The following is a 22916-nucleotide window of genomic DNA, read 5'->3' as shown; positions in this document are numbered from 1 at the left end:
GACATGTTACCCGAAGCCAAACTCGATATCCTGCTCGCCCATCACGCTTCGCTCGAGGCGGAGCTGCTCGGTCAATTGAGCTCAGAGAAATACGTCCAGATCACGCGCGAGCTCGCCGAGCTCAATCCACTGATCGATGCCGTCAAGGCCTATCGCGCGGCGCGCGCCGAGATAACAGACACCGAGACGTTGCTGGCGGATTCCGCGGCCGATCCTGACATGCGCGGCATGGCGGAAGCCGAGCTCGAGACGCTGCAGACGCGCGTTGGCGAACTCGAGCAGAAGATCCGCGTCGCACTGTTACCGAAAGACGCGATGGACGACCGCAACGTGATGCTGGAAATCCGCGCCGGCACCGGCGGCGACGAGGCCTCGCTGTTCGCCGGCGACCTGTTCCGGATGTATGAGCGTTTTGCCGCGCTGCAGGGCTGGAAGGTCGAGGTGATCTCCGCCAGCGAGGGCACCATGGGCGGCTACAAGGAAATCATCGCCGAGGTGCAGGGCCGCGGCGCGTTCGCCAAACTGAAATTCGAATCCGGCGTGCATCGGGTGCAGCGGGTGCCCGACACCGAGACCCAGGGCCGCATCCACACCTCGGCGGCAACGGTTGCGGTGCTGCCCGAGGTCGAGGATGTCGACGTCGACATCAAGAACGACGATCTGCGGATCGAGACCATGCGCGCACAGGGCGCCGGCGGCCAGCACGTCAACAAGACCGAATCGGCGATCCGCATCACCCATATCCCGACCGGCATCGTCGTGATGATGCAGGACAGCCGCTCGCAGCATAAGAACCGCGCCTCGGCGATGAACATCCTGCGCTCGCGCATCTACGACGCCGAGCAACAGCGCATCAATGCGACCCGCGCGGCCGACCGCCGCGAGAAGGTCGGCTCCGGCGACAGAAGCGAGCGCATCCGCACCTATAATTTCCCGCAAGGCCGCGTCACCGATCACCGCATCAATCTGACGCTCTACAAACTGCCGCAGGTAATCGCGGGCGAAAGCTTGAGCGAATTGACCGACGCGCTGACGACCGAGCACCAGGCCGCTCAACTCGCCGCCCAGGGCACGGCGGCGTGAGCGCCGACGACGCTTTCGCCGGACAAACCGTCGAGACGGCGCGGCGCACGCTCGCCGCGCGCTTCAAAACCGGCGCGATCGACTCCAGCGAAATCGATGCGCGTTTGCTGATTGGCGCGGTGCTTGGCCTCGATCTCACTGGTTTGATCACGGCCGCACAGCGGCAGCTCACGGCAGATGAAGCAACGCGGCTGGACCATTTCGCGCAGCGTCGGCTGCAAAGCGAGCCGGTCGCGCGCATTGTCGGTCACAAGGAGTTCTGGGGCCTGCCGCTCAAACTCTCGGCAGCGACGCTGGTGCCGCGGCCCGATACCGAGACGGTGGTCGAGCTGGCGCTGGAATTGCTGCGTGCCGACGGCGCGCCAGGTCGCACATTGCGCATCGCCGATCTCGGCACCGGCTCGGGCGCGATTCTGCTAGCGCTGTTGTCGGAATTGCCAGGCGCGCACGGGTTCGGCACCGATATTTCGGTGGCGGCCTTGCAGACCGCCGAGACCAACGCCGCGGATGCGGGCCTTGCCGATCGCGCAACGTTCGTCGCGTGCGATTACGCCACCGGGTTGTCCGCACCCTTCGACCTGATCGTGTCCAACCCGCCCTATATCCGCTCGGCTGATATCGCGGGTCTGGCCGCCGATGTCAGGGAATATGACCCGCGGGCGGCGCTCGATGGCGGCGCCGACGGGCTGGATGCCTACCGCGCCCTGATTCCCCAGGCCGCGGGTCTTCTGGCGCCGGGCGCCGTGCTGGTTGTGGAGGCCGGCGAGGGCCAAAGCGGGCCAATTGAAGGTATCATGACAGGGGCGGGATTATCGCCTGCAGGCGCTCCCAAAGCCGATCTGGCGGGCATCCAGAGGGCGGTCGCGGGACGCAAAATGCCTAGATAAAGTCCTATTGGAACGCAAAAAAACCTCTTGGAATATTGCCCGGGAGCGACTACGTTCCGCTCACAACATCGGTCCAGGGTTGCCGCCCCCGTAATAACGGGTGGAGGCCTGAGTTCTCGAAACGAGAGCCCGCCGAGTGAAAGGTTCCAAAACGCAGGTCCAATCGAGCGCAATAGCCTGAGCTGTGCTGCTCTCGACCGCAAAGCGAACGAAAGCCTGATATTGCGCTTGAATACCTACGCAAGAAACAGTCACGCAAAACAGTTACGTAGAGCCTGTGCTCCAGCGGCTGTTGAGCTTGTTTCGGCCGGGCGTGTTTCTGTTGGGCTGGTTTTGGCAGGCTAAGTCATTTGGTCCGGCCGGCTGTGAACGCCGGCGGTTGGGGAACGCGTCCTTGTTGAACGCGAGGGTTGGCGAAATCGACGTCATGAATTTGAACGACACCGTGAATCGGTGCGCACAGTCGTGTGCCCTATCCGGTGAGGCTACGACGGCAACGGCATAACTTCAGGGCTGGAATAAAGGCGAGACATGAGAAACGGTCAGAACAACAAGCGGATGCGTAACCGGAATAACAACAATAACAACAACAACAATAATAATAACCGGCGCGGTCAAAACCCGATGACCCGGGTGTTCGAATCGAACGGACCCGACATCAAGATTCGCGGCACCGCCTCCCACGTTGCGGAGAAATACGTCCAGCTGGCGCGTGACGCACGCTCATCCGGCGACCCGGTTGCGGCCGAGAATTACTACCAGCACGCCGAACATTATTTCCGCCTGATCGCTGCCGCCCAGGAGCAATTCCGGCAGAACCAGCCGCAGCCGCGCACCGAAAACGAAATGCCGGCCGAGGAGCACGACGAAGAGGGCGAGAACTTCAATCATTTCGGCCAGGAGCCGGGCTTCGTGCCGCAGCAGCAACAGCCGTTCGTGCCACGCGAGAACAATCAGCAGCGCGATTTCCAGCCGCGTGAGGGGCAACCCTTCCCGCGCGACCGCGACCAGCAGCCGCGCGAGCATCATCGCGAACAGCGCGAACATCGTCCGCAGCCGCAATATCAGCCGCAGCCCCAGCCGCAGCCGGTGATTGCCGATACCGGCGGTGTCGATCGTCTGCCGTCATTCATCACCGGGCCGCAGCCGCAGGTGAACGCCGCGCCCGGCGCCTTCGAAGGCAATGGCGGCGGTGAACGTTTCCCGCGCCGGCGCCGCCGGCCGCACGGCCCGCGTCCCGACAACGCAGCCGCCGCGCCGGTCCCGAGCGAAGATTTCAATCCGGGGAATGAGTAACCAGCGTAAGCGCCAGCTGCGCACAGGCAGTTTTCAAAGGGTGGGCATCGCGCAAGCGTGCCCGCCCTTTTTCATGCCCGCGTCGCCGTCGTCGACGATGGCACCAGCACCGGCTGCAGCGAAGGAATCAGCCGCGTGCGTTCGCGATGCGCGGGAATCGCGCGATAGACCTGCTTGGTCGCTTCCACGATATGCACGCCGGCGAACGGCAGCGACAGCGCAGCGCCGACGCGCTCCCACGCCATCGCCGAACGCAGGAACCAGCCTTTGCCGACCGGCGGCAGGAACAGCGCCTCGCCCCACGCCGTCGGCGTGAACCAGGTCTGCCGCAGCAATTGCGTGATCTGCGCGCGCGAATAGGGCCGGCCATGGCCGAACGGCGTGTTGTCGGTGCGGGTCCACACGCCGCGGCGATTGGGAATCACCGCGATCAGGCGCCCCGACGGCGCCAGCACACGCCACACCTCGCGCAGCAAACGTTCCGGATCGTCCGACATTTCCAGCGCATGCACCAGCAGGATGCGATCGACGGCGGCGTCCGGCAACGGCATCGAGAATTCATCGATCAGGGTCGCCAGCGCCGGCCGCGCCGTCGGCCATTTCAGCACGCCCTGCGCCGCCGGCATGAACGCGATGCAGCGTTCGGAATCTTCGCGAAACAGCCCGAGATAGGGCGTGGGATAACCTAGCCCGAGCACGCGAAGCCCATCCGCATCGGGCCATCGCGCCCGGATGCCGCGATTGATCAGCTGCCGCGCCACGATGCCGAGGCGGCGCGAATAGAAATCGCGGAGGTCGATGACGTCGATGGTCATGGGTTCAATCTATCACGCCGCTGTTCCCCGCGGAGCCTGGAAATTTGCATTGCCGCAGGAGCGTTAACGCCATATTTCCTGCCCATATGTGGCGTGTTAGAGCTTGATCGGGAAAGGCGCGCCCCTCACTTCAATGGCGGGGTGGGCCCCGGTTTTCCGAAGAGATCATGCTCAAGCAAGAAATCACTCATACTGTTCGTGGAGATACCATGGCTTCGGAAATTCGCACCTTTACCTGCCTCAACGACAATTTCGGCTATCTGATCCACGATCCCGCGACCAAAGCGACCGCCTCGATCGACGCGCCGGAAGCCGGCCCCATCCTCAAGGCGCTGGAGCGCGAAGGCTGGACGCTGACGGATATTCTGATCACCCATCACCACCACGACCATGTCGGCGGCGTCGCCGAGCTGAAGCAGAAGTACAATTGCCGCGTCGTCGCCCCGCACGACAAATCCGCCGCGATCGCCAATGTCGATCTGCGCGCCGCCCATGGCGACGTCATCAAGGTCGGCAGCCTCCTGGTGCGTGTGCTGGAAACGCCCGGCCACACGCTCGACCACATCTCCTATGTGTTCGACAGCGAGAAAGCGCTGTTCGCCGCCGACACGCTGTTCTCGATCGGATGCGGCCGGGTGTTCGAAGGCGACTATCCCATGATGTGGGATTCGCTGCTGAAGCTGCGCGCGCTGCCGGATGATTTCAAACTCTATTGCGGCCACGAATATACCGCATCCAACGTCAAATTCGCGCTCACGGTCGAGCCCGACAATGCCGCGCTGGTCGCGCGCGCCGCGGAAGTGACCAGACTGCGCGCGGAGAACAAGCCGACGATTCCAACCCTGCTCGGCGAGGAAAAGAAGGCCAACGTGTTCCTGCGCGCCGACGAGCCGTCGGTCGCCGCCAAGCTGCACATGAAGGGCGCCAACGCCGCCGACGTGTTCGGCGAATTGCGTGAACGCAAGAACAAGTCCTGATGACGCTCCCGGCAAGTACTGCCGAGACAAGTGCCGCCGAGATCATCGCGCGGCTCGAGCTGAAGCCGCATCCGGAAGGCGGGCATTATCGCGAGACGTTTCGCGATTCCCGCACCGATGCGAGCGGCCGTTCGCGGTCCACCGCGATCTATTTCCTGCTGGCGCGCGGCGAGCGCTCGCACTGGCATCGCATCGATGCCGTCGAGGTCTGGCATTACTACGCCGGCAGCGCGCTGACGTTGAAAATCGCCGACGATGACGGGCAATGGAGTTTCAGGCTCGGCCCGAACCTCGCCGCCGGCGAACAGCCGCAGGCGATCGTGCCGCCCGACACCTGGCAAGCCGCCGAGAGCACCGGCGACTGGACATTGGTCGGCTGCACGGTTGCGCCGGGATTCGATTTTGCAACGTTCGAGATGGCGCCGAAGGATTGGGAGCCTTCTTCGTAGGATGGGTGGAGCGAAGCGATACCCATCAATTGCGTCCGTGCGGTGAGATGATGGGTATCGCTGCGCTCCACCCATCCTACGGTCTTTTTCTCCACACCATATCCTTTGCCGCGATCAGGCCGCCGCCGGCGATCAGGATCGCGGCAATCGCAATCGTGGCGCTCGCCGTGGCAAAGCCTGCGAGAATCAGGAACGCGGTCGACAGTAACGGCGTCGCATAGGATGCCGCGCCGAGCACGCGGATGTCGCCACGCTTCATGCCGATGTCCCAGGTAAAGAACGCAGCGCCGACCGGACCGACGCCGAGTGCGATAATGGCAAGCCATTGCCCTGACGTTTCAGGCCAGACCGTGGTCTCGACCATGCCGTGGACGAGAGCCGCGAGCAGTGCGGTGGCGAGGCAAAAGCCGGCCACCGCGTCGGTCGGCACCGCCTTGAGCTTGCGCGACATCACCGAATAGGCCGCCCACACAAAGGCGGCGACGAAGGCCGCCGCCAGTCCCGGAATCTGCGCCGGCGCAAAGCCGCCGCCGCTATTGCCTGACAACAGCAACACCGTGCCGGCGAGACCGAGCAGCGCGCCGATGATGTGATGCGCCGCCAGCCGCTCGCCCGGCAGCAGCGAGGAGAACAGCACGATCAAAAGCGGCCAGAGATAGTTCAAGAGCCCGGCTTCGGCCGGCGGCGCAAAGCGCAGCGCCAGGAAATACAGCGCGTGATAGCCGAACAGCCCGCCGACGCCGACCACCCACGCGGTCGGCGATTGCCGTAACGCGGCGAAGGCCGCGGGCCGCCAGATGAAGCTGATGAAAGCGACCGCCGCCCCGATCGCGAACGTCATCGCCGCGAGCTGAAACGCCGGAATTTTCCCGGTCGCAACCGTGAGGACCGACAGCAGCGACCACATCAGGATCGCGGTCAGTCCGATAAGTGTGGCGGTACGGGGAGTCATCTTGGCCGGCAACGGTGCGAGATTTTTCCGTCATGGCCGGGCTTGTCCCGGCCATCCACGTCTTCTTGTTATGGAGTAGTAAAGACGTGGATGCCCGGCACAAGGCCGGGCATGACGCCTTCTTGATAGATTGTAGCTGCGAGGATCCGACGGGACCGCAGCAATCACACCATGTACTGCCCGCCGTTGATCGTCAGCGTCGAGCCGGTGATGGCGCCGGCCTCGTCGGCGGCGAGGAAGACCACCGCGCGGGCGATTTCTTCGGGCTCGCCGAGGCGATTGACCGGGATCAGCGGCAGGATGCTCTTCTCCAGCACGTCCTTCGGCACCGCCTGCACCATTTCGGTGTTGATGTAGCCGGGGCAGATCGCGTTCACGGTGATGCCGCCCTTGGCATTCTCCAGCGCCAAGGCCTTGGTGAAGCCGATGTCGCCGGCCTTGGCCGCCGAGTAATTGACCTGGCCGAACTGTCCCTTCTGGCCGTTGATCGAGGAGATGTTGATGACGCGGCCGAACTTGCGGGCGCGCATGCCTTCGATCACCTGGCGGGTCATGTTGAACAGCGAGCCGAGATTGGTGTTGATGACCGCGTTCCACTGCTCGAGCGTCATCTTGTGGAAGGCGCCGTCCTTGGTGATGCCGGCATTGTTGATCAGCACGTCGACCGGGCCGAGATCGGCCTCGACCTGCTTGACGCCGGCCGCACACGCGTCGAACGAGCTGACGTCCCATTTGTAAACGGGAATGCCGGTCTCCGATTTGAATTTCTCCGCCGCGGCGTCATTCCCGGCATAGCTCGCCGCAACCTTGTAGCCCGCCGCCTTCAGCGATTTGCTGATCGCAGCACCAATGCCTCTCGTGCCCCCCGTAACCAATGCAACACGTGCCATGCGTAGTCCTCCTTGGTGGTTTTTTTACGAGCCGGAATTGTCCCGGTCTTTTGACGAAGCCTGCTCTTCAAAGTGCGGCGCGTTTTCTCACTCGATAACGCACCAGAGATGAAAATGCCCGGCGCAAGACCGGGCATTTCAGTTTTATCGATTTGAGCCGTGGTTGACAGATGAACTTTTCATCAACAACGCATCCTATCTGCCTTTTATCTGTACGCGTTTTCTTGACGCGAACCGATACCCGCTTCGCTTGAAAACGCTATGGTTCAGTCGCGTGCGATGCACATGGCAATGCCCATGCCGCCGCCGATGCACAGCGTGGCGAGGCCTTTCTTGGCATCGCGCTTCTGCATTTCGTGCAGCAGCGTCACCAGCACGCGGGCGCCGGAAGCGCCGACGGGATGGCCGATCGCGATCGCACCGCCATTGACGTTGACCTTGGAGGTATCCCAGCCGAGGTCCTTGTTGACGGCGCAGGCCTGCGCCGCGAACGCTTCATTGGCCTCGATCAGGTCCAGATCGGCGATGTTCCAGCCGGCCTTCTTCAGCGCGGCGCGGGAAGCAGGGATCGGCCCGGTGCCCATGATCTTGGGATCGACGCCGGCCTGGCCCCAGGACGCGATGCGGCCGAGGATCTTCTTGCCTTCCTTGGCGGCCTGCTTGGCGGTCATCAGCACCACCACGCCGGCGCCGTCATTGATGCCGGACGCGCTGCCGGCGGTGACCGTGCCGTCCTTCTCGAAGGCGGGCTTCAGCTTGGCCATCGCATCGACGGTGGCGCCATGGCGCGGATATTCATCGGCGCTGACGATGATGTCGCCCTTGCGGGATTTGATGGTGACGGGGACGATCTCGTCATTGAACTTGCCGGCCTTCTGAGCGGCCTCGGCCTTGTTCTGCGAGTGAACCGCGAACTCGTCCTGCTGCGCGCGGGTGATCTGGTACTGCCGCGCGACGTTCTCGGCGGTGTTGCCCATGTGATAGCCGTTGAAGGCATCCCACAGGCCGTCCTTGATCATGGTGTCGACCAGTTCGAGGCCGCCCATCTTGACGCCGCCACGCAGATATTGCGCGTGCGGGGCCATGCTCATGGATTCCTGGCCGCCGGCGACGACGATTTCCGAATCGCCGTTGAGCAGCGCCTGATAGCCGAGCGCAACGGTGCGCAGGCCCGAGCCGCAGAGTTGGTTGACGCCCCAGGCCGGGCTTTCCACCGGGATGCCGGCCGCGATCGAGGCCTGGCGGGCGGGATTCTGGCCCTGCGCCGCGGTCAGGATCTGGCCCAGGATGACTTCGGACACGCGGCCCGGCTCGATGCCAGCCCGCTCCAGCGCGGCCTTGATGGCGATGGCGCCAAGATCATGGGCCGGGGTGGTGGCGAACGCGCCGTTGAAGCTGCCGACCGGGGTGCGGGCGGCGCTGACGATGACGACATCGTCTGACATGGACATCTCCTGTGGGCTTGAGGTTTCTCGACGGCGGGCGGCCGGATGGCGGGCCTGTCTCTTGGGACTATCCTGTTAACCTAGGCATCCTGTGTCAATCGGCCAGAGGGGAAAATCACGCCGCGGCGCATTCAAAATAGCGTCCTTGGCAGTTTCCATAGCAGTACCCATGCCTTGGAATTAACCGTGCCGCACAAAACGGTAGCCGAGCCGCATTGAAAATGCTTACTTTGCTGCGTTGCGTTGCTCGTCTGCCCGCCGGCGATGCCGTCGGGTTCCCCGCTCTCGGTATCGATGTGTGAGCCCCATGGCCATGGCCAAGTCAGACCAACCCACCACGATCAAGAAATACGCTAACCGGCGGCTCTATAATACCGGCACCAGCACCTATGTGACGCTCGAGGATCTCGCAGCGATGGTGAAGGATGGCGAGGATTTTCTCGTCTATGACGCCAAGACCGGTGACGACATCACCCGCTCGGTGCTGGCGCAGATCATCTTCGAGCAGGAAAACAAGGCGGGGCAAAATCTGCTGCCGACCACGTTCCTGCGCCAGCTGATCCGCTTCTACGGCGACAGCATGCAGATGGTGGTTCCGAAATATTTGGAACAATCGATCGACACGCTGACGCGCGAGCAGGAAAAGTTCCGCAAGCAGCTCACCAACACGTTCTCGGGAACGCCATTTGCGCCGCTCGAAGAACACGTCCGCCGCAACATGGAACTGTTTCAGCAGACGTTCTCGATGTTCAAGCCGTTCGTGCCGCCGCGCGGCGGCGTGACGTCAGTCGAACCCGAGAAGCTGCCGGAGCCGGCGGCTGCCGAAGACAATATCGATGATCTTCGCCGTCAGATGAAAGACATGCAGGACCGCCTCGAGCGCATGTCGAAAGAGCCGAAGAAGGAAGAGTAGTTTTTTTTCCGCGCTCCACTCTCTCCATACGTCGTCCCGGCCTTGAGCCGGGACCCATAACCACAAATCTTTGTTGTCGCGTGAGGGCGTCTACCACCGCGCCCCATCGATGAGCCGCGGCGTATAGGTCCCGGCCTTCGCCGGGACGACGGAAACATTTCAACGCTACGCTGATCAACTCGCCGCCGGCAACACCGTCTCGGCCGGCACGGCCCACGGCCGCTCCGGTGATGCGAGGCCGATCAGGCGGCCCTGGATGTAGTCGCAGCCCCATTCGCGCAGCATGACCGCGGACTCTTCGTCCTGCACCCATTCCGCCACCGTCTTGATCTGCAGCCGCCGCGCCAGATCAATCAGCGTCTGCACGAAGGCGCGGTCATCGGCCGAGCGCGCGATGTTCTGCACGAAGGCGCCGTCGATCTTGACGATGTCGACACCGAGCTTGCGCAAATTGCGGAACGAGGTGTAGCCGGCGCCGAAATCGTCGATCGCGATCCGGCTGCCGAAATTCTTCAGCCTGGTGACGAAGCCTCTGATGTCGTCGATATCCTGGATCGCCACGGTCTCGGTGATTTCCACGATCAGCCGTTCGGCCACGCCCGGATGCGCACGCATCAGGGATTCGATCGAAGCCGACCAGTCCGGATCCATCGTGGTGTCGGGTGAGATGTTGAGGCTGAGCTGCACGTTCGGTGACGCCGCGAGTTCGGCGACCGCGAGTTCCAGCACGCGGTGATCGACCAGCCGGATCAGGCCAAGTCGTTCCGCGACGGGAACGATATCCGGTGCCAGCAACGCCTGGCCGTTGTCCTGCTCCATCCGCACCAGGCATTCGTAGAACGCCGGCTGGCGCGAGCGCGCTTCGACCACCGGCTCGAACGCGGTCACGATCCGGCGCTCATTCAGCGCAGTGACGATTTCATCGGTGACGCGGATGTTGACGCGGCGCTGGGCGTCGCGTTCGACATTCGGCTTCCACAGCGCAAATGATCCGGCCCGGCGGCTCTTGGCGCCATCCAGCGTTTCCTGGGCGCGGGTGACGGCCTCATCGGCGCTGCGGGCATAACGCGGGATGCTGATCGCGCCGATCGACGCCGTTACCGACACCGGCCCGGACACGGTCGGCACCACCTCGTCACGAATACCGGCGAGAAACCGCTCGGCCGCGACATTGGTGTCGTCGACGGTGCAGTTGCGCAGGATCAGCCCGAATTTGTTGCCGGAGAATCGCCCGAGCACGTCGCCGCCGCGCAGCCGCGCACGAATGCGTTTTCCGACTTCCGCGATCACGCCATCGGCGACATCGAAGCCGAAAGCGTCGTTGACGCGCGCCAGATGGTCGATGCCGATCAGCATGAAGGCGCATGACGAACGGAAGCGCGCGGCTTCCTCGATCGCCTCGGCGAGCGCTGCGATCAGGTGGGTGCGATTGAGTTCGCCGGTCAGCGGGTCGTGCCGCGAGAGCCGCACGAGCTGCTCATCGCGGGCGCGGCGCTCATTGTCGACGCGGACGACGCCTTGCGCGCGCGCCGGCTTGCCGTCGGCGCCGGCAAACCAGCAACCGGTTTCCTCGATCCAGATCACGGGCGCGGAGGTCGAGGCCCGCACGCCATATTCGACCCGGTAGGCGACACCTTCGCCGCCGCGTGCCGGGGCGGTGTGACCCAGCGCGTCTGACCGGATCGACCCTTTCGGCTCGATCAGCTTGGCGAACGCGGCGCCGCTGGCCAGCGCTTCCGGGGCGATGTCGGTAAAGACGGAGGCGGCGTTGTCGCTCCAGGCGATGCTGTCGGCGGCGAGATCCCAGACGAACGTGGCCTGCCCGAGCGAAGCGAGGATGCTGGAGGCTTGCGGGACAGCGGACATCAAAGTCGCCTCGATTCGGGACAGCCCAAAGACAGGCACGGTGATTCTGGCTAGCCTGAGGATAGTGGTTCTATCGAATCAGAGGCTAGGCAAAGTTCATAAATAATCTGGAAACCACGTTTTACGGCTGTCGCAAACCTTGAGGGAACCAACCGGGACGCATCGGCATAGGCCTTGCGAAGAGCGAATCGCAGTAGGGTGTCACGTCCCAAAACGTGACAGTTTTAGCCGGTTCAGTGCGATGCTCGATACCGAACGATCAGAAGATATTTTGGACGTAGACGTCTCCGACGCCGACGCGCCGGCCTGTGTCGCGCTCGTGCCGGTGACCCAAACGGTGCACTGGTCGCGGAAAGCGACCATGGCGCGACCCGACCCGACCTTTCTGACTCAACTGATCGCGACCGCCGACCAGGCCCCACAAACGCGCTGCATGCGACGTGCCTCGATCGAGGATGCGCAGGCCGCCTATGGCGCACACCCGCAGGAACGCCGCAGCGTGGCACGGCGAACCCGGCAGGTCATCTGAGCAGGAAATCTGAGCCGACGACCGGTCAGCGCGGCGGCTTGTCCGGCGACGGTGTCGTACCGCTGCCTGGCTGTATCCCCGGCGAGGGGACTTCCGGCGAGGCCGCATGGGGCGCGACAGCCGGCGCGGACGCCGGTTCGGGGTGATCCAGCAACACTGATTCAGCAACCGATGCCGCGGGCGGCGCTGTCGCCTGTGCCGGCACAGGCTCGGGTTTCGGCTCGGCCACCGGTGGCTCGGCCTGCGGCTCAGCTTTCGGCTCAGGTCTTCTGGCGCCCTTGGCGGACACCGCAGGCGCAACGACCGCGCGCCGCCGCGTGCGCAAGGCAAGGCCGGACAGGAAATCGACCAGCGCAAGCGACGTCAGCAGGAAATAGGTCGAGGTGCCGAACTTCGGCCACAGCACGAATTCGGCAGCGGCCGCGCCGAACACGATCAGCGACAGCAGATGGTCGGTGAGATATTTCGCGCCGGGACGCGCGCCTTTGATGACTTCGAACATCAACAGGAAGATGCCGACCGCGACCAGAACGTCGCTCAGCGTCACCTGCCATTCCACACCCGACATCAGCATCAGCTTCAGCAGCGGCGTGCTGAAAGCGACTTCCGGCATCAGGAAGGCGATGATGTTGTAGATCGCGAGCGGAATCAGGAGTAGCGGAAATCCGACCATGGACATCGGCGAGGCCTTACTAAAGGAAACTTGAACGCTCCTAAGGCGAAGCATCGCGCTTCGCCACCGGGAACCGTCTTACCCCATCCGTTGGCCGAATTCAGGCAGGCACGGCTGAATCGCCGCGCCAAGCCTGGGCCCGATCAGGATTCCTTCTTGGCCTTCAGAACCTGCCGGCCCTTGTACATGCCGGTCTTCAGGTCGAGGTGGTGCGGACGGCGCAATTCGCCCGAATCCTTGTCTTCGGCATAGGTCGGCTTCTTCAGGGCGTCCGCCGAGCGGCGCATGCCACGCCGCGAGGGCGATGTTTTTCTTCTGGGAACGGCCATAACGGTCCTCTAGGGGTGTTGTCGGAGGGCATCGTCCTGGTAGCGGACCGCCCAGCGCTTCAAAGCACGGGCTGCGATGCCGATAAGGCCGCGCTTATAGAGGAAGGGATGACGTAAAGCTAGGCTTTGCCAAGGTTAAATCGGCCGAAAATTGGCTCAAAATGCACGATTTTCGCTCCAGCACCGCTGCAGCGCGGATGCATTCGCCCGCGCCATGTAGGTGCCGGCCAGACGCCGCACCCCGGGGCCGGGATTACGGGCGCTGCGCCTGACCGGATTGGGCAGGATCGCCGCCAGCAGGGCCGCCTCGCGCGGCGACAGGGTCGCAGCCGAACGACCGAACGCGTATTGGGACCCTGCCTCGGCGCCGAACTGCCCGGAGGGGCCCAGTTCGGCGATATTGAGGTAGATTTCGAGAATCCGCTGCTTGGACAGCACCAGGTCGATCCACATCGCCAGCGGCAGCTCCAGCGCCTTGCGGACCACGCTGCGGCCCGGCCACAGGAACAGGTTCTTGGCCACCTGCTGGGTGATGGTGGAGCCGCCACCCGACACCTCGCCTTCTTCGTGATCCTCGATCGCATCCTGCAGCGCGCTCCAATCGACCCCGCGATGGCCGCAGAATTTGGCGTCCTCGGAGCCCACCACCGAACGCGGCAGCGCCGGCGAAATCGCCTTGAAATCGATCCATTGCCGCGACACCGGCGCGCCCTTGAGCCAGCGCCAGGCCATCAGCGTCGAGACCGGATGGCCGGTGCGATAGAACGGCGTCACCAGATACGGCAACAGCAGCAGCACCAGCAAAATCAGCAATAAGATTCGGACAAAGCGCAAATTCGGATGCTTCCGGTTCAGCCCAGCCGGCGTAAGGATCGGTCAACAGACCCCTTAATAGGTGACATCACCATGATATTTCGCGGGTTTTCCAGCGCTTTTAAGGCGCCTCAAGCCGGGAAGCGGAATTGACTGACGCCCTGCCATCAACGATTGTCCGGCAAAATTGATCTGGAGCCATTCTTAAATGACGACCGCCACTGCCGATTTCTCCACACGATTGGATCAGACCGCCGAAGATACCGAGGCCCTGCTGGCGAAGCTGCTGTCGGATACGCTGTTATCAGACGAGATCGCGCGGCCGAAGCGGCTGATGGACGCGATGCGCTATTCAAGCCTCGGCGGCGGCAAGCGCCTGCGGCCGTTTCTGGTGGTCGAGAGCTCGGCCGTGTTCGGCGTTCCGCGCGACGCGGCGCTGCTCGCGGGCGCCGCGCTCGAATGCATCCACTGCTATTCGCTGATCCATGACGATCTGCCGGCGATGGACAACAGCGACCTGCGCCGCGGCCGTCCCACGCTGCACAAGAAGACCGACGACGCCACCGCGATCCTCGCCGGTGACGGCCTGCTGACGCTGGCGTTCGACATCGTGACCCGCGACGAGATTCATTCGGATCCCACCGTGCGCCTGCTGCTGACCCGTGCGCTCGCCCGCGCCTCGGGGATCGGCGGCATGGTCGGTGGACAAATACTCGACCTCGCCGGCGAAGGCCGGTTCGGCGACCGCGAACCGGTCGACGTGGCGCGGCTGCAGCAGATGAAGACCGGCGCGCTGCTGCGCTATGGCTGCATCGCGGGCGCGATCCTCGGCCAGTCCACGCAACAGGAATATCAGGCGCTCGACGATTACGGCCGCGCGCTCGGCGAGGCGTTCCAGATCGCCGACGATCTGCTCGACGTCGAAGGCGACGCCGCAGCCCTCGGCAAGCCGGCCGGCGCCGATGCGGCGCTCGGCAAGACCACCTTCGTCACCCAGCTCGGTATCGACGGCGCCAAGCAGCGCGTGCGCGACTTGCTGGCGCGCGCGGATTCCGCGCTGTCGATCTTCGGAGCCAAGGGTGACGTACTGAAGGCCGCGTCGCGCTTCGTCGCCGATCGCAAGAGCTGACGTGCCATCGCAGAAGAAGGAACTCGACGAGCTCCTCGACCGGTTCAGGAAAAAGCCGGTTCTGCTCCGTGTGGTCTATGGGCGGCCACGCACCTTCATCGCGATCGCAGTCGGTATCGTTGCGTTCTTTTTGCTGCCGGGCTCGCTGCGGCTGGTAACGCGGCTGCTGGTCAGCTGGGACATCTTCGTCGCGCTGTATCTGGTGCTGGTTTTCACCATGGTGTTTCGCAGCGGCATTTTGCACATCCGCCGCAACGCGGCGCTGCAGGACGACGGCCGTTTCCTGATTCTGCTGCTGACGGCGCTCGGCGCGTTTGCCAGCATCGCCGCCATCGTGTTCGAACTCGGCGCCTCCAACCGCAGCGCGCCGGGGCTGGTGCTGGCGACGGTGACCATCGTCCTGTCATGGGCGGCGGTACACACGGCGTTCTCGCTGCATTACGCGCATGAGTATTACCGCGGCGGCAAACCGGGCGGCCTGCAGTTCCCGAGCGGCGACCAGCATGAGGACGCCGATTACTGGGATTTCGTCTACTTCTCGTTCGTGATCGGGATGACCGCGCAGGTTTCCGATGTCGGGATTACCGACAAGATCATCCGCCGCACCGCGACCGTCCACGGCATCATCTCGTTCGTGTTCAATACCGCGCTGGTCGCACTGATGGTCAATATCGCCGCGAGTGCGATCTAGAGCCTCAGCGACATACCTCGACATTGCCGCCGCTTGGATACGGGCCGCCCTGGGCAAACGTCTTGTATTCTAGGCGACAGCCGGCGGTCACGGAGCGACAACCGGCCTGATCGCATACGACCTGGCCGGATGCCCGGCCGGATGCCTGAGGCCTGGGCGCACTGACCTCGGGCCGCGGCCGTTCCCGCACCGGACGCTCGGGGCGATCATCGGTATCGCGCTTGGCCACCGGCTTGTTGGCGCGGCGCTTTTCGCATTCATTGTCGTCGTTGAGCACCGACCCCTGGGCGCAAGTGATCTTGCTGCAGCGGTCGCCATCGGCCCTGAAGCCATGTTCGCAGACCAGCGGACAGACGCGTGACGGTTTCAGCTTGATCGCATCCAGCGCGTCAACGCTGGCCACTTTGGCATCAAGCCTGGTCCCGGCGTGGCGGTTGAACAGCGTCAGCGAGCGCTGCGAAGCCGCGTTCCAGTCGCCATCGGCAGCGCCGGTCAGGCAGCCGACGCGGCGCAGTTCGGCCTGCACCGACTTGGTGATGTCGGCCGGGGCCGAGGCGGGGGGCAGGGCCGCGAGATTGACGGCCTTTTCCTTGACAGCTTCCTTGGCGGACGCCGGCGCGTCAGCCGCGAGGCGCTTCTGTTCGGCCGCGGCAGCCTGGTCCTGCGCAATCTGTTTGGCTTTTTCGGCGGCGATACGCGCCTGCTCGGTGGCCCTGACATCAGCCTCGGCCTTCGACTGCTCCGATCTCTGAGCCCCTTCGGCGACCAGCCGTGCCCGCTCCTGCTCGGCCAGCCGCGCCTTCTCGGTGGCGGCTATGCGGATTTCCTCGGCGGCGATCTTGTCGAGCTGCAGCTTGGCGAGGCTGGCATAGAAGCCGTCGGGATATTGCTTGAGGAAGGCATCGAGCGCGTTCTTGTTGCCGAGCTGAAGCGCCAGTTCGTAATCGCGGCGGGCTTCGGCCTGCGCGCTGAGCGCCGGCGCGGGCGCCGCGGCGGCGGGCGCCGGTTTGGCAGGGGCCGGCACCAGCGGCACGTCTTCGCCGCCGAGCGAACCATAGACGAACGGCTCCTGCCGGTTGCCGGTGGTCTTGAGCACTTCGTCGCGGACAAATCCGAAAGCGCGGCGCACGTCGAGCCCCGGCGTCGCGATATGGCGCGACAGCGCTGCTGTGAACGGGCTGTTCTGGCCGTCGCCGTCGGCGGCGGTGAATCCGGCCTTGGCCGAATAGGCGATCAGCACGTTCGGGCTGCTCGGCTCGACCTTGGCGAGGCCCTGCCCGATCGCGCGCGAGGCCACGGTCCGCTTCATGGTCTTGGCAAACGGATTGTCCCGGCAGGCGTCGAGAATGACGAGCCGCAATTTCTTGGCCGGCTCGATCGCGATCAGCACGCGATCCAGCGACAGGGCCTCATCGTAAACGTCCGTGTCGCGTTCCAGTTTTGCATCCACCGGAATCAGATAGTTCGAGCCGTCCACCTCGATGCCGTGGCCGGCGTAATAGACGACGGCGATGTCGGCGTCCCGGGCACGGTCGGCGAAGTCGCGCAGCGCGCGCCGGGTTTCGGCCGCGGGCAGATCGCGGCGGGAATCGACGACATCGAAGCCGGCCTCCTTCAGCGTCGCGGCGATCTTGGCGCTGTCGTTAACCGGATTGGCAAGCTGCGGGACATTCCTGTAGGCGGAATTGCCCAGCACCAGGGCGACGCGCTTCTCGGCAAGCGCCGGCTGGCACACGGCCAGCAGCGCCGCGGCGGCAAGCACCCATCGATGCAAGTTTAGAGATCCAGATCTGAACATGACGCTTCCGGAGCCTCGCACTTTTTCGCACCGGGTATACCTATCATGGGCATAGGGCCGGGCTTTGTGAGTTGGGTCACGAACCGCATCGACCCGGATCGCGCGGCCATTTTACCGCCAATCCGGCAAACAGGCCACGGGTTCGCCCGTTGGCCGGTCATGTTTAACGCCGGGCTCGTCCGGCCGCGCCCCGCCAATTGCTACGCCTATTCCGGGCGTTCAGCCCGGACAACGTGACCCCGGTACTGCGGCAAATCGTCGGTGATGGAGAACCAGGGCGCCTTGGAACCCACGAAGATGTGGGCGGACGGGCGGATCGAGGGAGCATCGACCAGTGTACCCATCGTGACATGGACGAAGGCGCCATCGCGCACCACCGAATAGAGCAAGGAGCCACATCGCCGACAGTGCGCGTTATGACCGGCATCGTCGCCATGGATCATCACATTGTCGTCACCCACGGTGATACTGAGCCTGTCGCGCGCGATGCCGGCAAACGGCTTGAACGCCGAACCGGTGGTCCGCCGGCAATTCGAACAATGGCAATTGAGGGCATATTCGAATGAATCGGCCACGGCGTAACGCACCGCGCCGCAGAAGCATTCTCCGGTCAGAATGCGAGCATTCGAACTAACTGAACCCGTCATGATCAATTCCCTCCCGCGGTCTTGCACTCACCCGTAGCGAAATTCATCCGTTCGTGGCTTACTTCAGATCGAACAATCCTGCACCTTTGGGGAGGACTACCGTGAGCGAAGACCGATCGAGCGTCGAAGCCGTCGTCCAGAATTATTTCGACGGCCTGTACGAAGGCAATGCCGACAAGCTCGGCGCCATCTTCGACCCCACCGCCGACTTGCGCTGGGTGGAGAAGGGCGAATTGCAGGTGCTGACCGTACCGGACTGGCTGGATCGCGTGCGCAAGCGCCCGTCAGCCAAGGCCGAAGGCAAGCCGCGCGAGGATTTCATCGTCACCATCGACCGCTCGGACGAGTCGACCGCCTTCATCAAGGTGCGCTGCCAATTGCCGCCGCGTTATTTCACCGACTATCTGGTGGCGATGAAGCTCTCCGACGGCTGGAAGATCGTCTCAAAATCCTACCGCTACGATCTGCGCGAGTAACCGCTGCTTAAGCCTGCATAGGAGGACCGATCCGTGAGCTACGACCGTTCGACCGTCGAAGCCGTGGTCCAGCATTACTTCGACGCCGTCTACGAAGGCGACGTCGACAAGCTCGGCGCGATCTTCCACCCCTCCGCCGACCTGCGCTCGCTGGAGAAGGGCAGGCTGAAGGTCCTCGCCATGCCCGACTGGCTGGATTACTTCCGCAAGCGGCCGTCGGCGAAGGCCGAAGGCAAGCCGCGTGAGGATTTCGTCGTCACGATCGACCGTTCGGACCAATCCACCGCCTTCATCAAGGTGCGCTGCCAATTGCCGCCGCTCTATTTCACCGACTATCTGGTGGCGATGAAGCTCTCGGATGGCTGGAAGATCGTCTCAAAGTCCTACCGCTACGATCTGCGCGGGTAGCCTCGCCCGTCCGCGGGTCCATCCGACCGGATTGACGTCCGAGGGGTTTCCCTGCGAATTGGGGAGATCATGGACGCCAAATTTCAGATCTTTTTGATCCTGCTCGCCGTGCTGGCAGGCACCGCCCTGCTGGCGCGGCGAATCAATGTCGCGTCGGCGATCCTGATGATGCTCGTCGGCATCGTGCTCGCCTTCGTGCCGGGCATGCCGTCGATCGAACTGCCGCCGGAACTGGTGCTGCTGGTGGTGCTGCCGCCGCTGATCTATTCGGCCAGCGTCGCCATGAGCTGGCGCGAATTCAAGTTCAACCTCCGCCCGATCACGCTGCTGGCCGTCGGCTGCGTGATTTTCACCGCCTTCGCGGTCGCCGCCGCCACGCATTACCTGATCGGGCTGCCATGGACCGTCGGCTTCCTGTTAGGGGCCATCGTCGCACCGCCCGACGTGGTGGCGCCGCTGGCGATTGCCCGCAAGCTCGGCATGCCGCGCCGGATCCTGGTCGTGCTCGAGGGCGAGGGCCTGGTCAACGATGCAACCGCGCTGATTCTGTATCGTTTCACGGTCGCGGCGATCCTGACCGGCATGTTCTCGCTGCCGAAGGCCACCGGCACGTTCGCCGTCATCGTCGTCGGCGAGTTGCTGTTCGGTCTCGCGGTAGGCTGGCTCAGCCTGCGCATGCGCCACCGCGCCCGCGATCCGCAGGTCGAGATCACGCTGTCGCTGCTCACGCCCTACCTCGCCTTCTGGATTCCCCACCATTTCGGTGGTTCCGGCGTGATCGCCACCGTCGCCTGTGGGCTCTATATGAGCTGGAACGGGCCGCTTTTGATCTCATCGGCGACGCGCCTGCAGGGCATCTTCTTCTGGGACCTCGTGATCTATCTGGTCGAGGGTTTTCTGTTCTTGCTGACCGGCTTCCAGATGCGCTCGCTGTTCGAGAAATCGAAGGCGTTCCCGCTGGACGAGATCCTGTTCGCCACCGCGCTGGTCACGGTCATCGTGATCGTCGCGCGGTTCGCCTGGGTCTTTCCTGCCATCTATCTGCCGCGCCTGCTGAACCCGCGCCTGCGGGCGCGCGATCCCAGTCCTCCATGGCGAAACACATTCGTGATCGCCTTCACCGGCGTGCGCGGCGCGGTGTCGCTTGCCGCGGCGCTGGCGCTGCCGCTTGCACTGCCGAATGGCGACGCGTTCCCGCATCGCGACCTGATCCTGTTCGTTTCCTTCGGCGTCATTTTCATCACCCTGGTCGGATTGGGGTCAGGCCTGCCACTGGTGGTGCGGTGGCTCGGCCTGACGCAGGCCGGCCACGACGAACACATCGCCGAGCACGAAGCCGAAATCGCTGCGCGGCGCGAGGCGCTCGATGCCGCGCTCAAATCGCTCGATGCCATTACCAACGACCGCGAATTGACCGACGAAGTCGTCAAGCTGCTCCGCGCACGGCACGAATCCCGCACCAACCAGCTGCCAGATGCGTTCGATCCCGACGTGCAGGACGCCTCGGCGGCCGGCACCGAACTGACCCGCGAGCTGATCGCGACGGAGCGTAAATTCATTCACGCCTTGCTGCGCGACGGCAAGATCACCGACGAGACCCGGCGCCGGATCGAGCGCGACCTCGATCTGGAGGAAGCGAGTTTGAGCAATCGGGAGTATCGGAGGATTCCGTTGTAGGCCCGTATCCATCCACACGTCGTCCCGGCCTTGAGCTCAGATGCGCAATTGCGCATCGGGGGACCCATAACCACCAGCGATCATTGTTTTAACACGCTGATCGTTGTCTTTCTTTTTCAACAACGCCCGCCGCGGCGTATGGGTCCCGGCGTTCGCCGGGACGACACGAGAGAAGCAGCCCGCCCCTACTCCGCCGCAACATTCCGCCCGGGACCGCCGACGAACCCCGCCGCATCGCCGAAGCGCTCGATCATCACGGCGGTGAGGTCTTTCGTCTTGCTGGTGACGCAGGCGCCGGAGCGTACGGTGTAGCGGTCCTGACGCGCGACATGCGGCGGTGCCTCGCCCTGCTGCAGCGCGCGGGCGGCCTCCATCACCAGTTTGCGGAAATGCATGATGCCCAAATCAGTCGGGCCGAGATGTTCTCGCGTCCGGTCGGCAATCGGGCCCTGGCTGTCCTGCACCGCGGCATCCTGTTCGGAGACGCCCTTGATGCCGGTGTAGCTTTTCGTCTTCTGCAGCTTGCGATCGATCAGATAGTCGTTGGCCTTGTTGCGCAGCGGAACGTAATTCTCGTCGACCTCCGACATCACGCCGTTGCCGCGATCGTAGCCGTCGCGCTCGGCCTGCGTCAGCGGCCGCTCCGGATTCCACGCATAGGTGTAGATCCAGCAACTGGTATCGGTCACGGGAACAAAACTCTGGCCGAAGATGTTCTCGCCCGGCATCGAGCTCGGCGCATAGGCATGCACCGGCATCAGGAACTGAGCGATGCGCCAGTAGATGTTGTCGGACCCGGTGAGCCGCCCGCCGGCGACGGTGAGGCCGGCCGCGTGCGGGCTGATCTTGATCACCGGGCGCGGGTCCTCGGCGATCCAGCGCATATGGTCGGTCGCAACCCGTGTGAGCGGATTCACAAAATGCTTCTTGATGTCGAGGATCTCGTTCTCTTCCTTCTCGAAGCTCAGATGCGCGAAGGTGAAATGCGCGGTGTCGATCGAGCCTTCGAGCGCCTGCACCCAGTTGCAGTCCTGCCATTTCTTGGTGACGTAGCGGTGCGAGGCCGGCAGCAGCGCCATTTCCAGCGCCGGCAATTCCGGCACCTGATCGGCCGGGCCCATATAGGCCCAGATCATGTCGCCCCATTCACGCACCGGATAGGATTTGATCTTGATCAGGTCCTTGGCGTTGAGATCGGGATAGGAGGTCGGCATGTCGACGCAATTGCCTGACGTGTCGAACTTCCAGCCGTGATAGACGCAGCGGATGCCACACTCCTCGTTGCGGCCGAGCCAGAGATTGGCGCCGCGGTGCGGGCAATATTGATCGATCACGCCAACCACGCCTCTGCTGTCGCGGAACGCCAGGAGCTCCTCGCCCATGACCATGATCTTCTTCGGCGTGCCGTCGGCCTCAGGCAATTCCGCCGACAGCAGCACCGGCATCCAGAACCGGCGCAGCAATTCGCCCATCCCCGTTCCCGCACCGCTTTCGGTCAGGAAGGCGTTGTCTTCGGCGCGGAGCATGGCGTGACCTCCGGAGTTTTGTTTATTGGTTTTGAAAGAGATTGGCGCAGGTCAAACGAGGCGTCAACGTGGGTATTGAACTGGGATCACGGTGTCGTCCCGGCCTTGAGCCGGGACCCATTTCTCGATGAGGCTCGGTAACAGAGACCGTTCGCCAAACTTCCTCCTGTGGTTATGGGTCCCGGCTCAAGGCCGGGACGACGGCGGTGCTTGTTGTTGCACCGAGGTCCAAACGTGGCTGCGCGTCCTCGCGACGCATTGCGCCCGAGCTTTGCCAGAAACTTCCTTGCCCTCCAAACAGAGGGCGCAGAGAAGACCGGGTGCGCGCTGCACCCGCGGTCTCGCGTGCGGTTTGCACAAAACAAAGTGCACACGAGCATACAGGGCAGCGGAGAACACCCGGCCTTCCCTGCGCAATGGCTTTACGGCTTATGCCGTGATCTCCCCGGAGACGAGTTCCTGGTTGACTCCGTCGCCGCCGTTCCCGCTTGCGCTTCTCCGACAGCTTGACACCTGCAACGGGTGCCAGGACCACACGGTTTTGCCGTACGCTTATCCACGCCGTCGTCGAGGCGTAAACCAGCGTCCACCGCAACCCGTCCAACGTCCGTGACGACGGCCGACGCCCTCTGAGTGGGACGGGATGG

23 protein-coding genes are annotated in these 22916 nt (G+C 63.7%); 12 read left to right on the top strand and 11 right to left on the bottom strand.

The window, feature by feature from the left end:
• The first annotated feature begins 3 nt into the window (after positions 1-3).
• From prfA to JQ597_RS34500, 3 genes are all read left to right on the top strand, one after another.
• A complete protein-coding gene (gene prfA, locus JQ597_RS34510; protein WP_212269867.1) occupies positions 4-1083 on the top strand; it encodes a peptide chain release factor 1 in 1080 nt (359 codons plus the stop codon).
• A complete protein-coding gene (gene prmC, locus JQ597_RS34505; protein ID WP_212269866.1) occupies positions 1080-1970 on the top strand; it encodes a peptide chain release factor N(5)-glutamine methyltransferase in 891 nt (296 codons plus the stop codon). Before prfA ends, prmC begins: the two co-directional genes overlap by 4 nt.
• Positions 1971-2501: 531 nt before the next feature.
• Positions 2502-3266 carry a DUF4167 domain-containing protein gene (locus tag JQ597_RS34500; RefSeq protein ID WP_212035821.1) on the top strand — a complete coding sequence of 255 codons (765 nt, stop codon included), beginning with the start codon at positions 2502-2504 and terminating at the stop codon, positions 3264-3266.
• A 71-nt stretch (positions 3267-3337) separates the two neighbouring features.
• On the opposite strand, the gene JQ597_RS34495 is transcribed toward JQ597_RS34500, so the two are convergent.
• Entirely contained in the window at positions 3338-4081 is a 744-nt protein-coding gene (locus JQ597_RS34495; protein ID WP_212213815.1) for a methyltransferase domain-containing protein, read from the bottom strand.
• Positions 4082-4290: 209 nt separating this feature from the next.
• Between JQ597_RS34495 and gloB the strand changes: the two genes are divergently transcribed.
• The gene (gloB, locus tag JQ597_RS34490) at positions 4291-5058 is read left to right on the top strand and encodes a hydroxyacylglutathione hydrolase (protein ID WP_212269865.1); all 768 of its coding nucleotides are present in this window, start codon (positions 4291-4293) and stop codon (positions 5056-5058) included.
• A complete protein-coding gene (locus JQ597_RS34485; RefSeq protein ID WP_212269864.1) occupies positions 5058-5507 on the top strand; it encodes a cupin domain-containing protein in 450 nt (149 codons plus the stop codon). Before gloB ends, JQ597_RS34485 begins: the two co-directional genes overlap by 1 nt.
• 76 nt (positions 5508-5583) lie before the next feature.
• On the opposite strand, the gene yddG is transcribed toward JQ597_RS34485, so the two are convergent.
• The 3 genes from yddG to JQ597_RS34470 all read right to left on the bottom strand — a co-directional run bounded on the left by yddG (position 5584) and on the right by JQ597_RS34470 (position 8794).
• Entirely contained in the window at positions 5584-6459 is an 876-nt protein-coding gene (gene yddG / locus JQ597_RS34480) for an aromatic amino acid exporter YddG (RefSeq protein WP_212269863.1), read from the bottom strand.
• A gap of 164 nt (positions 6460-6623) precedes the next feature.
• Positions 6624-7349: an acetoacetyl-CoA reductase gene (gene phbB / locus JQ597_RS34475; protein ID WP_192736448.1), complete on the bottom strand. Its 726-nt coding sequence runs from the start codon at positions 7347-7349 to the stop codon at positions 6624-6626.
• Positions 7350-7615: 266 nt separating this feature from the next.
• Positions 7616-8794 carry an acetyl-CoA C-acetyltransferase gene (locus JQ597_RS34470; RefSeq protein WP_212269862.1) on the bottom strand — a complete coding sequence of 393 codons (1179 nt, stop codon included), beginning with the start codon at positions 8792-8794 and terminating at the stop codon, positions 7616-7618.
• A gap of 313 nt (positions 8795-9107) precedes the next feature.
• Between JQ597_RS34470 and phaR the strand changes: the two genes are divergently transcribed.
• A complete protein-coding gene (phaR, locus tag JQ597_RS34465) occupies positions 9108-9707 on the top strand; it encodes a polyhydroxyalkanoate synthesis repressor PhaR (RefSeq protein WP_212269861.1) in 600 nt (199 codons plus the stop codon).
• Positions 9708-9881: 174 nt separating this feature from the next.
• Here the strand turns inward: phaR and JQ597_RS34460 are convergent, their stop codons facing one another.
• Complete coding sequence (locus tag JQ597_RS34460; RefSeq protein WP_212269860.1) at positions 9882-11573, bottom strand: bifunctional diguanylate cyclase/phosphodiesterase; 1692 nt, start codon at positions 11571-11573, stop codon at positions 9882-9884.
• 241 nt (positions 11574-11814) lie between these two features.
• On the opposite strand from JQ597_RS34460, the gene JQ597_RS34455 reads away from it, so the two are divergent.
• On the top strand, positions 11815-12102 hold the full coding sequence (locus tag JQ597_RS34455) for a hypothetical protein (protein ID WP_249133637.1): 288 nt from the start codon (positions 11815-11817) through the stop codon (positions 12100-12102).
• Between the two features lie 25 nt (positions 12103-12127).
• On the opposite strand, the gene JQ597_RS34450 is transcribed toward JQ597_RS34455, so the two are convergent.
• The 3 genes from JQ597_RS34450 to mtgA form a co-directional block, all read right to left on the bottom strand.
• Entirely contained in the window at positions 12128-12775 is a 648-nt protein-coding gene (locus JQ597_RS34450) for a hypothetical protein (RefSeq protein ID WP_212269887.1), read from the bottom strand.
• Positions 12776-12918: 143 nt separating this feature from the next.
• Positions 12919-13104: a 50S ribosomal protein L32 gene (gene rpmF / locus JQ597_RS34445; RefSeq protein WP_027540899.1), complete on the bottom strand. Its 186-nt coding sequence runs from the start codon at positions 13102-13104 to the stop codon at positions 12919-12921.
• Between the two features lie 156 nt (positions 13105-13260).
• Complete coding sequence (mtgA, locus tag JQ597_RS34440) at positions 13261-13938, bottom strand: monofunctional biosynthetic peptidoglycan transglycosylase (protein ID WP_212269859.1); 678 nt, start codon at positions 13936-13938, stop codon at positions 13261-13263.
• Positions 13939-14125: 187 nt separating this feature from the next.
• Here mtgA and JQ597_RS34435 point away from each other — a divergent pair, with 187 nt between their 5' ends.
• Entirely contained in the window at positions 14126-15046 is a 921-nt protein-coding gene (locus JQ597_RS34435; protein WP_212269858.1) for a polyprenyl synthetase family protein, read from the top strand.
• A gap of 1 nt (position 15047) precedes the next feature.
• Positions 15048-15737, top strand: coding sequence for a DUF1345 domain-containing protein (locus JQ597_RS34430; RefSeq protein WP_212269857.1), 690 nt, complete (start codon positions 15048-15050; stop codon positions 15735-15737).
• Between the two features lie 4 nt (positions 15738-15741).
• Here the strand turns inward: JQ597_RS34430 and JQ597_RS34425 are convergent, their stop codons facing one another.
• Positions 15742-17535 (bottom strand): caspase family protein, encoded by a 1794-nt coding sequence (locus tag JQ597_RS34425; RefSeq protein ID WP_212269856.1) that lies wholly within the window; start codon positions 17533-17535, stop codon positions 15742-15744.
• A gap of 206 nt (positions 17536-17741) precedes the next feature.
• Positions 17742-18182: a GFA family protein gene (locus JQ597_RS34420; RefSeq protein WP_212269855.1), complete on the bottom strand. Its 441-nt coding sequence runs from the start codon at positions 18180-18182 to the stop codon at positions 17742-17744.
• Between the two features lie 101 nt (positions 18183-18283).
• Here JQ597_RS34420 and JQ597_RS34415 point away from each other — a divergent pair, with 101 nt between their 5' ends.
• From JQ597_RS34415 to JQ597_RS34405, 3 genes are all read left to right on the top strand, one after another.
• On the top strand, positions 18284-18658 hold the full coding sequence (locus JQ597_RS34415; protein ID WP_211998201.1) for a nuclear transport factor 2 family protein: 375 nt from the start codon (positions 18284-18286) through the stop codon (positions 18656-18658).
• Between the two features lie 33 nt (positions 18659-18691).
• Positions 18692-19066, top strand: a complete 375-nt coding sequence (locus JQ597_RS34410) for a nuclear transport factor 2 family protein (RefSeq protein WP_212269854.1) — start codon at positions 18692-18694, stop codon at positions 19064-19066.
• Positions 19067-19135: 69 nt separating this feature from the next.
• The gene (locus JQ597_RS34405; RefSeq protein ID WP_212269853.1) at positions 19136-20743 is read left to right on the top strand and encodes a Na+/H+ antiporter; all 1608 of its coding nucleotides are present in this window, start codon (positions 19136-19138) and stop codon (positions 20741-20743) included.
• Between the two features lie 185 nt (positions 20744-20928).
• Here the strand turns inward: JQ597_RS34405 and JQ597_RS34400 are convergent, their stop codons facing one another.
• Positions 20929-22269 carry a Rieske 2Fe-2S domain-containing protein gene (locus tag JQ597_RS34400; protein WP_212269852.1) on the bottom strand — a complete coding sequence of 447 codons (1341 nt, stop codon included), beginning with the start codon at positions 22267-22269 and terminating at the stop codon, positions 20929-20931.
• Positions 22270-22916: the final 647 nt, after the last annotated feature.

Origin of the sequence: Bradyrhizobium sp. AUGA SZCCT0177, from assembly GCF_018130125.1 — a bacterium.
Taxonomy (GTDB): domain Bacteria; phylum Pseudomonadota; class Alphaproteobacteria; order Rhizobiales; family Xanthobacteraceae; genus Bradyrhizobium.
The sequence above is the reverse complement of the archived record's forward strand: the minus strand, read 5'-3'. Positions and strand labels throughout refer to the sequence as shown.

Bases quoted from the DNA above. Each gene is read 5' to 3' on its own strand.
- prfA (WP_212269867.1), top strand. From the start codon at position 4: ATGTTACCCGAAGCCAAACTCGATATCCTGCTCGCCCATCACGCTTCG.
- JQ597_RS34500 (WP_212035821.1), top strand. From the start codon at position 2,502: ATGAGAAACGGTCAGAACAACAAGCGGATGCGTAACCGGAATAACAAC.
- JQ597_RS34495 (WP_212213815.1), bottom strand. From the start codon at position 4,081: ATGACCATCGACGTCATCGACCTCCGCGATTTCTATTCGCGCCGCCTC.
- gloB (WP_212269865.1), top strand. From the start codon at position 4,291: ATGGCTTCGGAAATTCGCACCTTTACCTGCCTCAACGACAATTTCGGC.
- JQ597_RS34485 (WP_212269864.1), top strand. From the start codon at position 5,058: ATGACGCTCCCGGCAAGTACTGCCGAGACAAGTGCCGCCGAGATCATC.
- yddG (WP_212269863.1), bottom strand. From the start codon at position 6,459: ATGACTCCCCGTACCGCCACACTTATCGGACTGACCGCGATCCTGATG.
- phbB (WP_192736448.1), bottom strand. From the start codon at position 7,349: ATGGCACGTGTTGCATTGGTTACGGGGGGCACGAGAGGCATTGGTGCT.
- JQ597_RS34470 (WP_212269862.1), bottom strand. From the start codon at position 8,794: ATGTCAGACGATGTCGTCATCGTCAGCGCCGCCCGCACCCCGGTCGGC.
- phaR (WP_212269861.1), top strand. From the start codon at position 9,108: ATGGCCAAGTCAGACCAACCCACCACGATCAAGAAATACGCTAACCGG.
- JQ597_RS34460 (WP_212269860.1), bottom strand. From the start codon at position 11,573: ATGTCCGCTGTCCCGCAAGCCTCCAGCATCCTCGCTTCGCTCGGGCAG.
- JQ597_RS34455 (WP_249133637.1), top strand. From the start codon at position 11,815: ATGCTCGATACCGAACGATCAGAAGATATTTTGGACGTAGACGTCTCC.
- JQ597_RS34450 (WP_212269887.1), bottom strand. From the start codon at position 12,775: ATGGTCGGATTTCCGCTACTCCTGATTCCGCTCGCGATCTACAACATC.
- rpmF (WP_027540899.1), bottom strand. From the start codon at position 13,104: ATGGCCGTTCCCAGAAGAAAAACATCGCCCTCGCGGCGTGGCATGCGC.
- JQ597_RS34435 (WP_212269858.1), top strand. From the start codon at position 14,126: ATGACGACCGCCACTGCCGATTTCTCCACACGATTGGATCAGACCGCC.
- JQ597_RS34425 (WP_212269856.1), bottom strand. From the start codon at position 17,535: ATGTTCAGATCTGGATCTCTAAACTTGCATCGATGGGTGCTTGCCGCC.
- JQ597_RS34420 (WP_212269855.1), bottom strand. From the start codon at position 18,182: ATGACGGGTTCAGTTAGTTCGAATGCTCGCATTCTGACCGGAGAATGC.
- JQ597_RS34405 (WP_212269853.1), top strand. From the start codon at position 19,136: ATGGACGCCAAATTTCAGATCTTTTTGATCCTGCTCGCCGTGCTGGCA.
- JQ597_RS34400 (WP_212269852.1), bottom strand. From the start codon at position 22,269: ATGCTCCGCGCCGAAGACAACGCCTTCCTGACCGAAAGCGGTGCGGGA.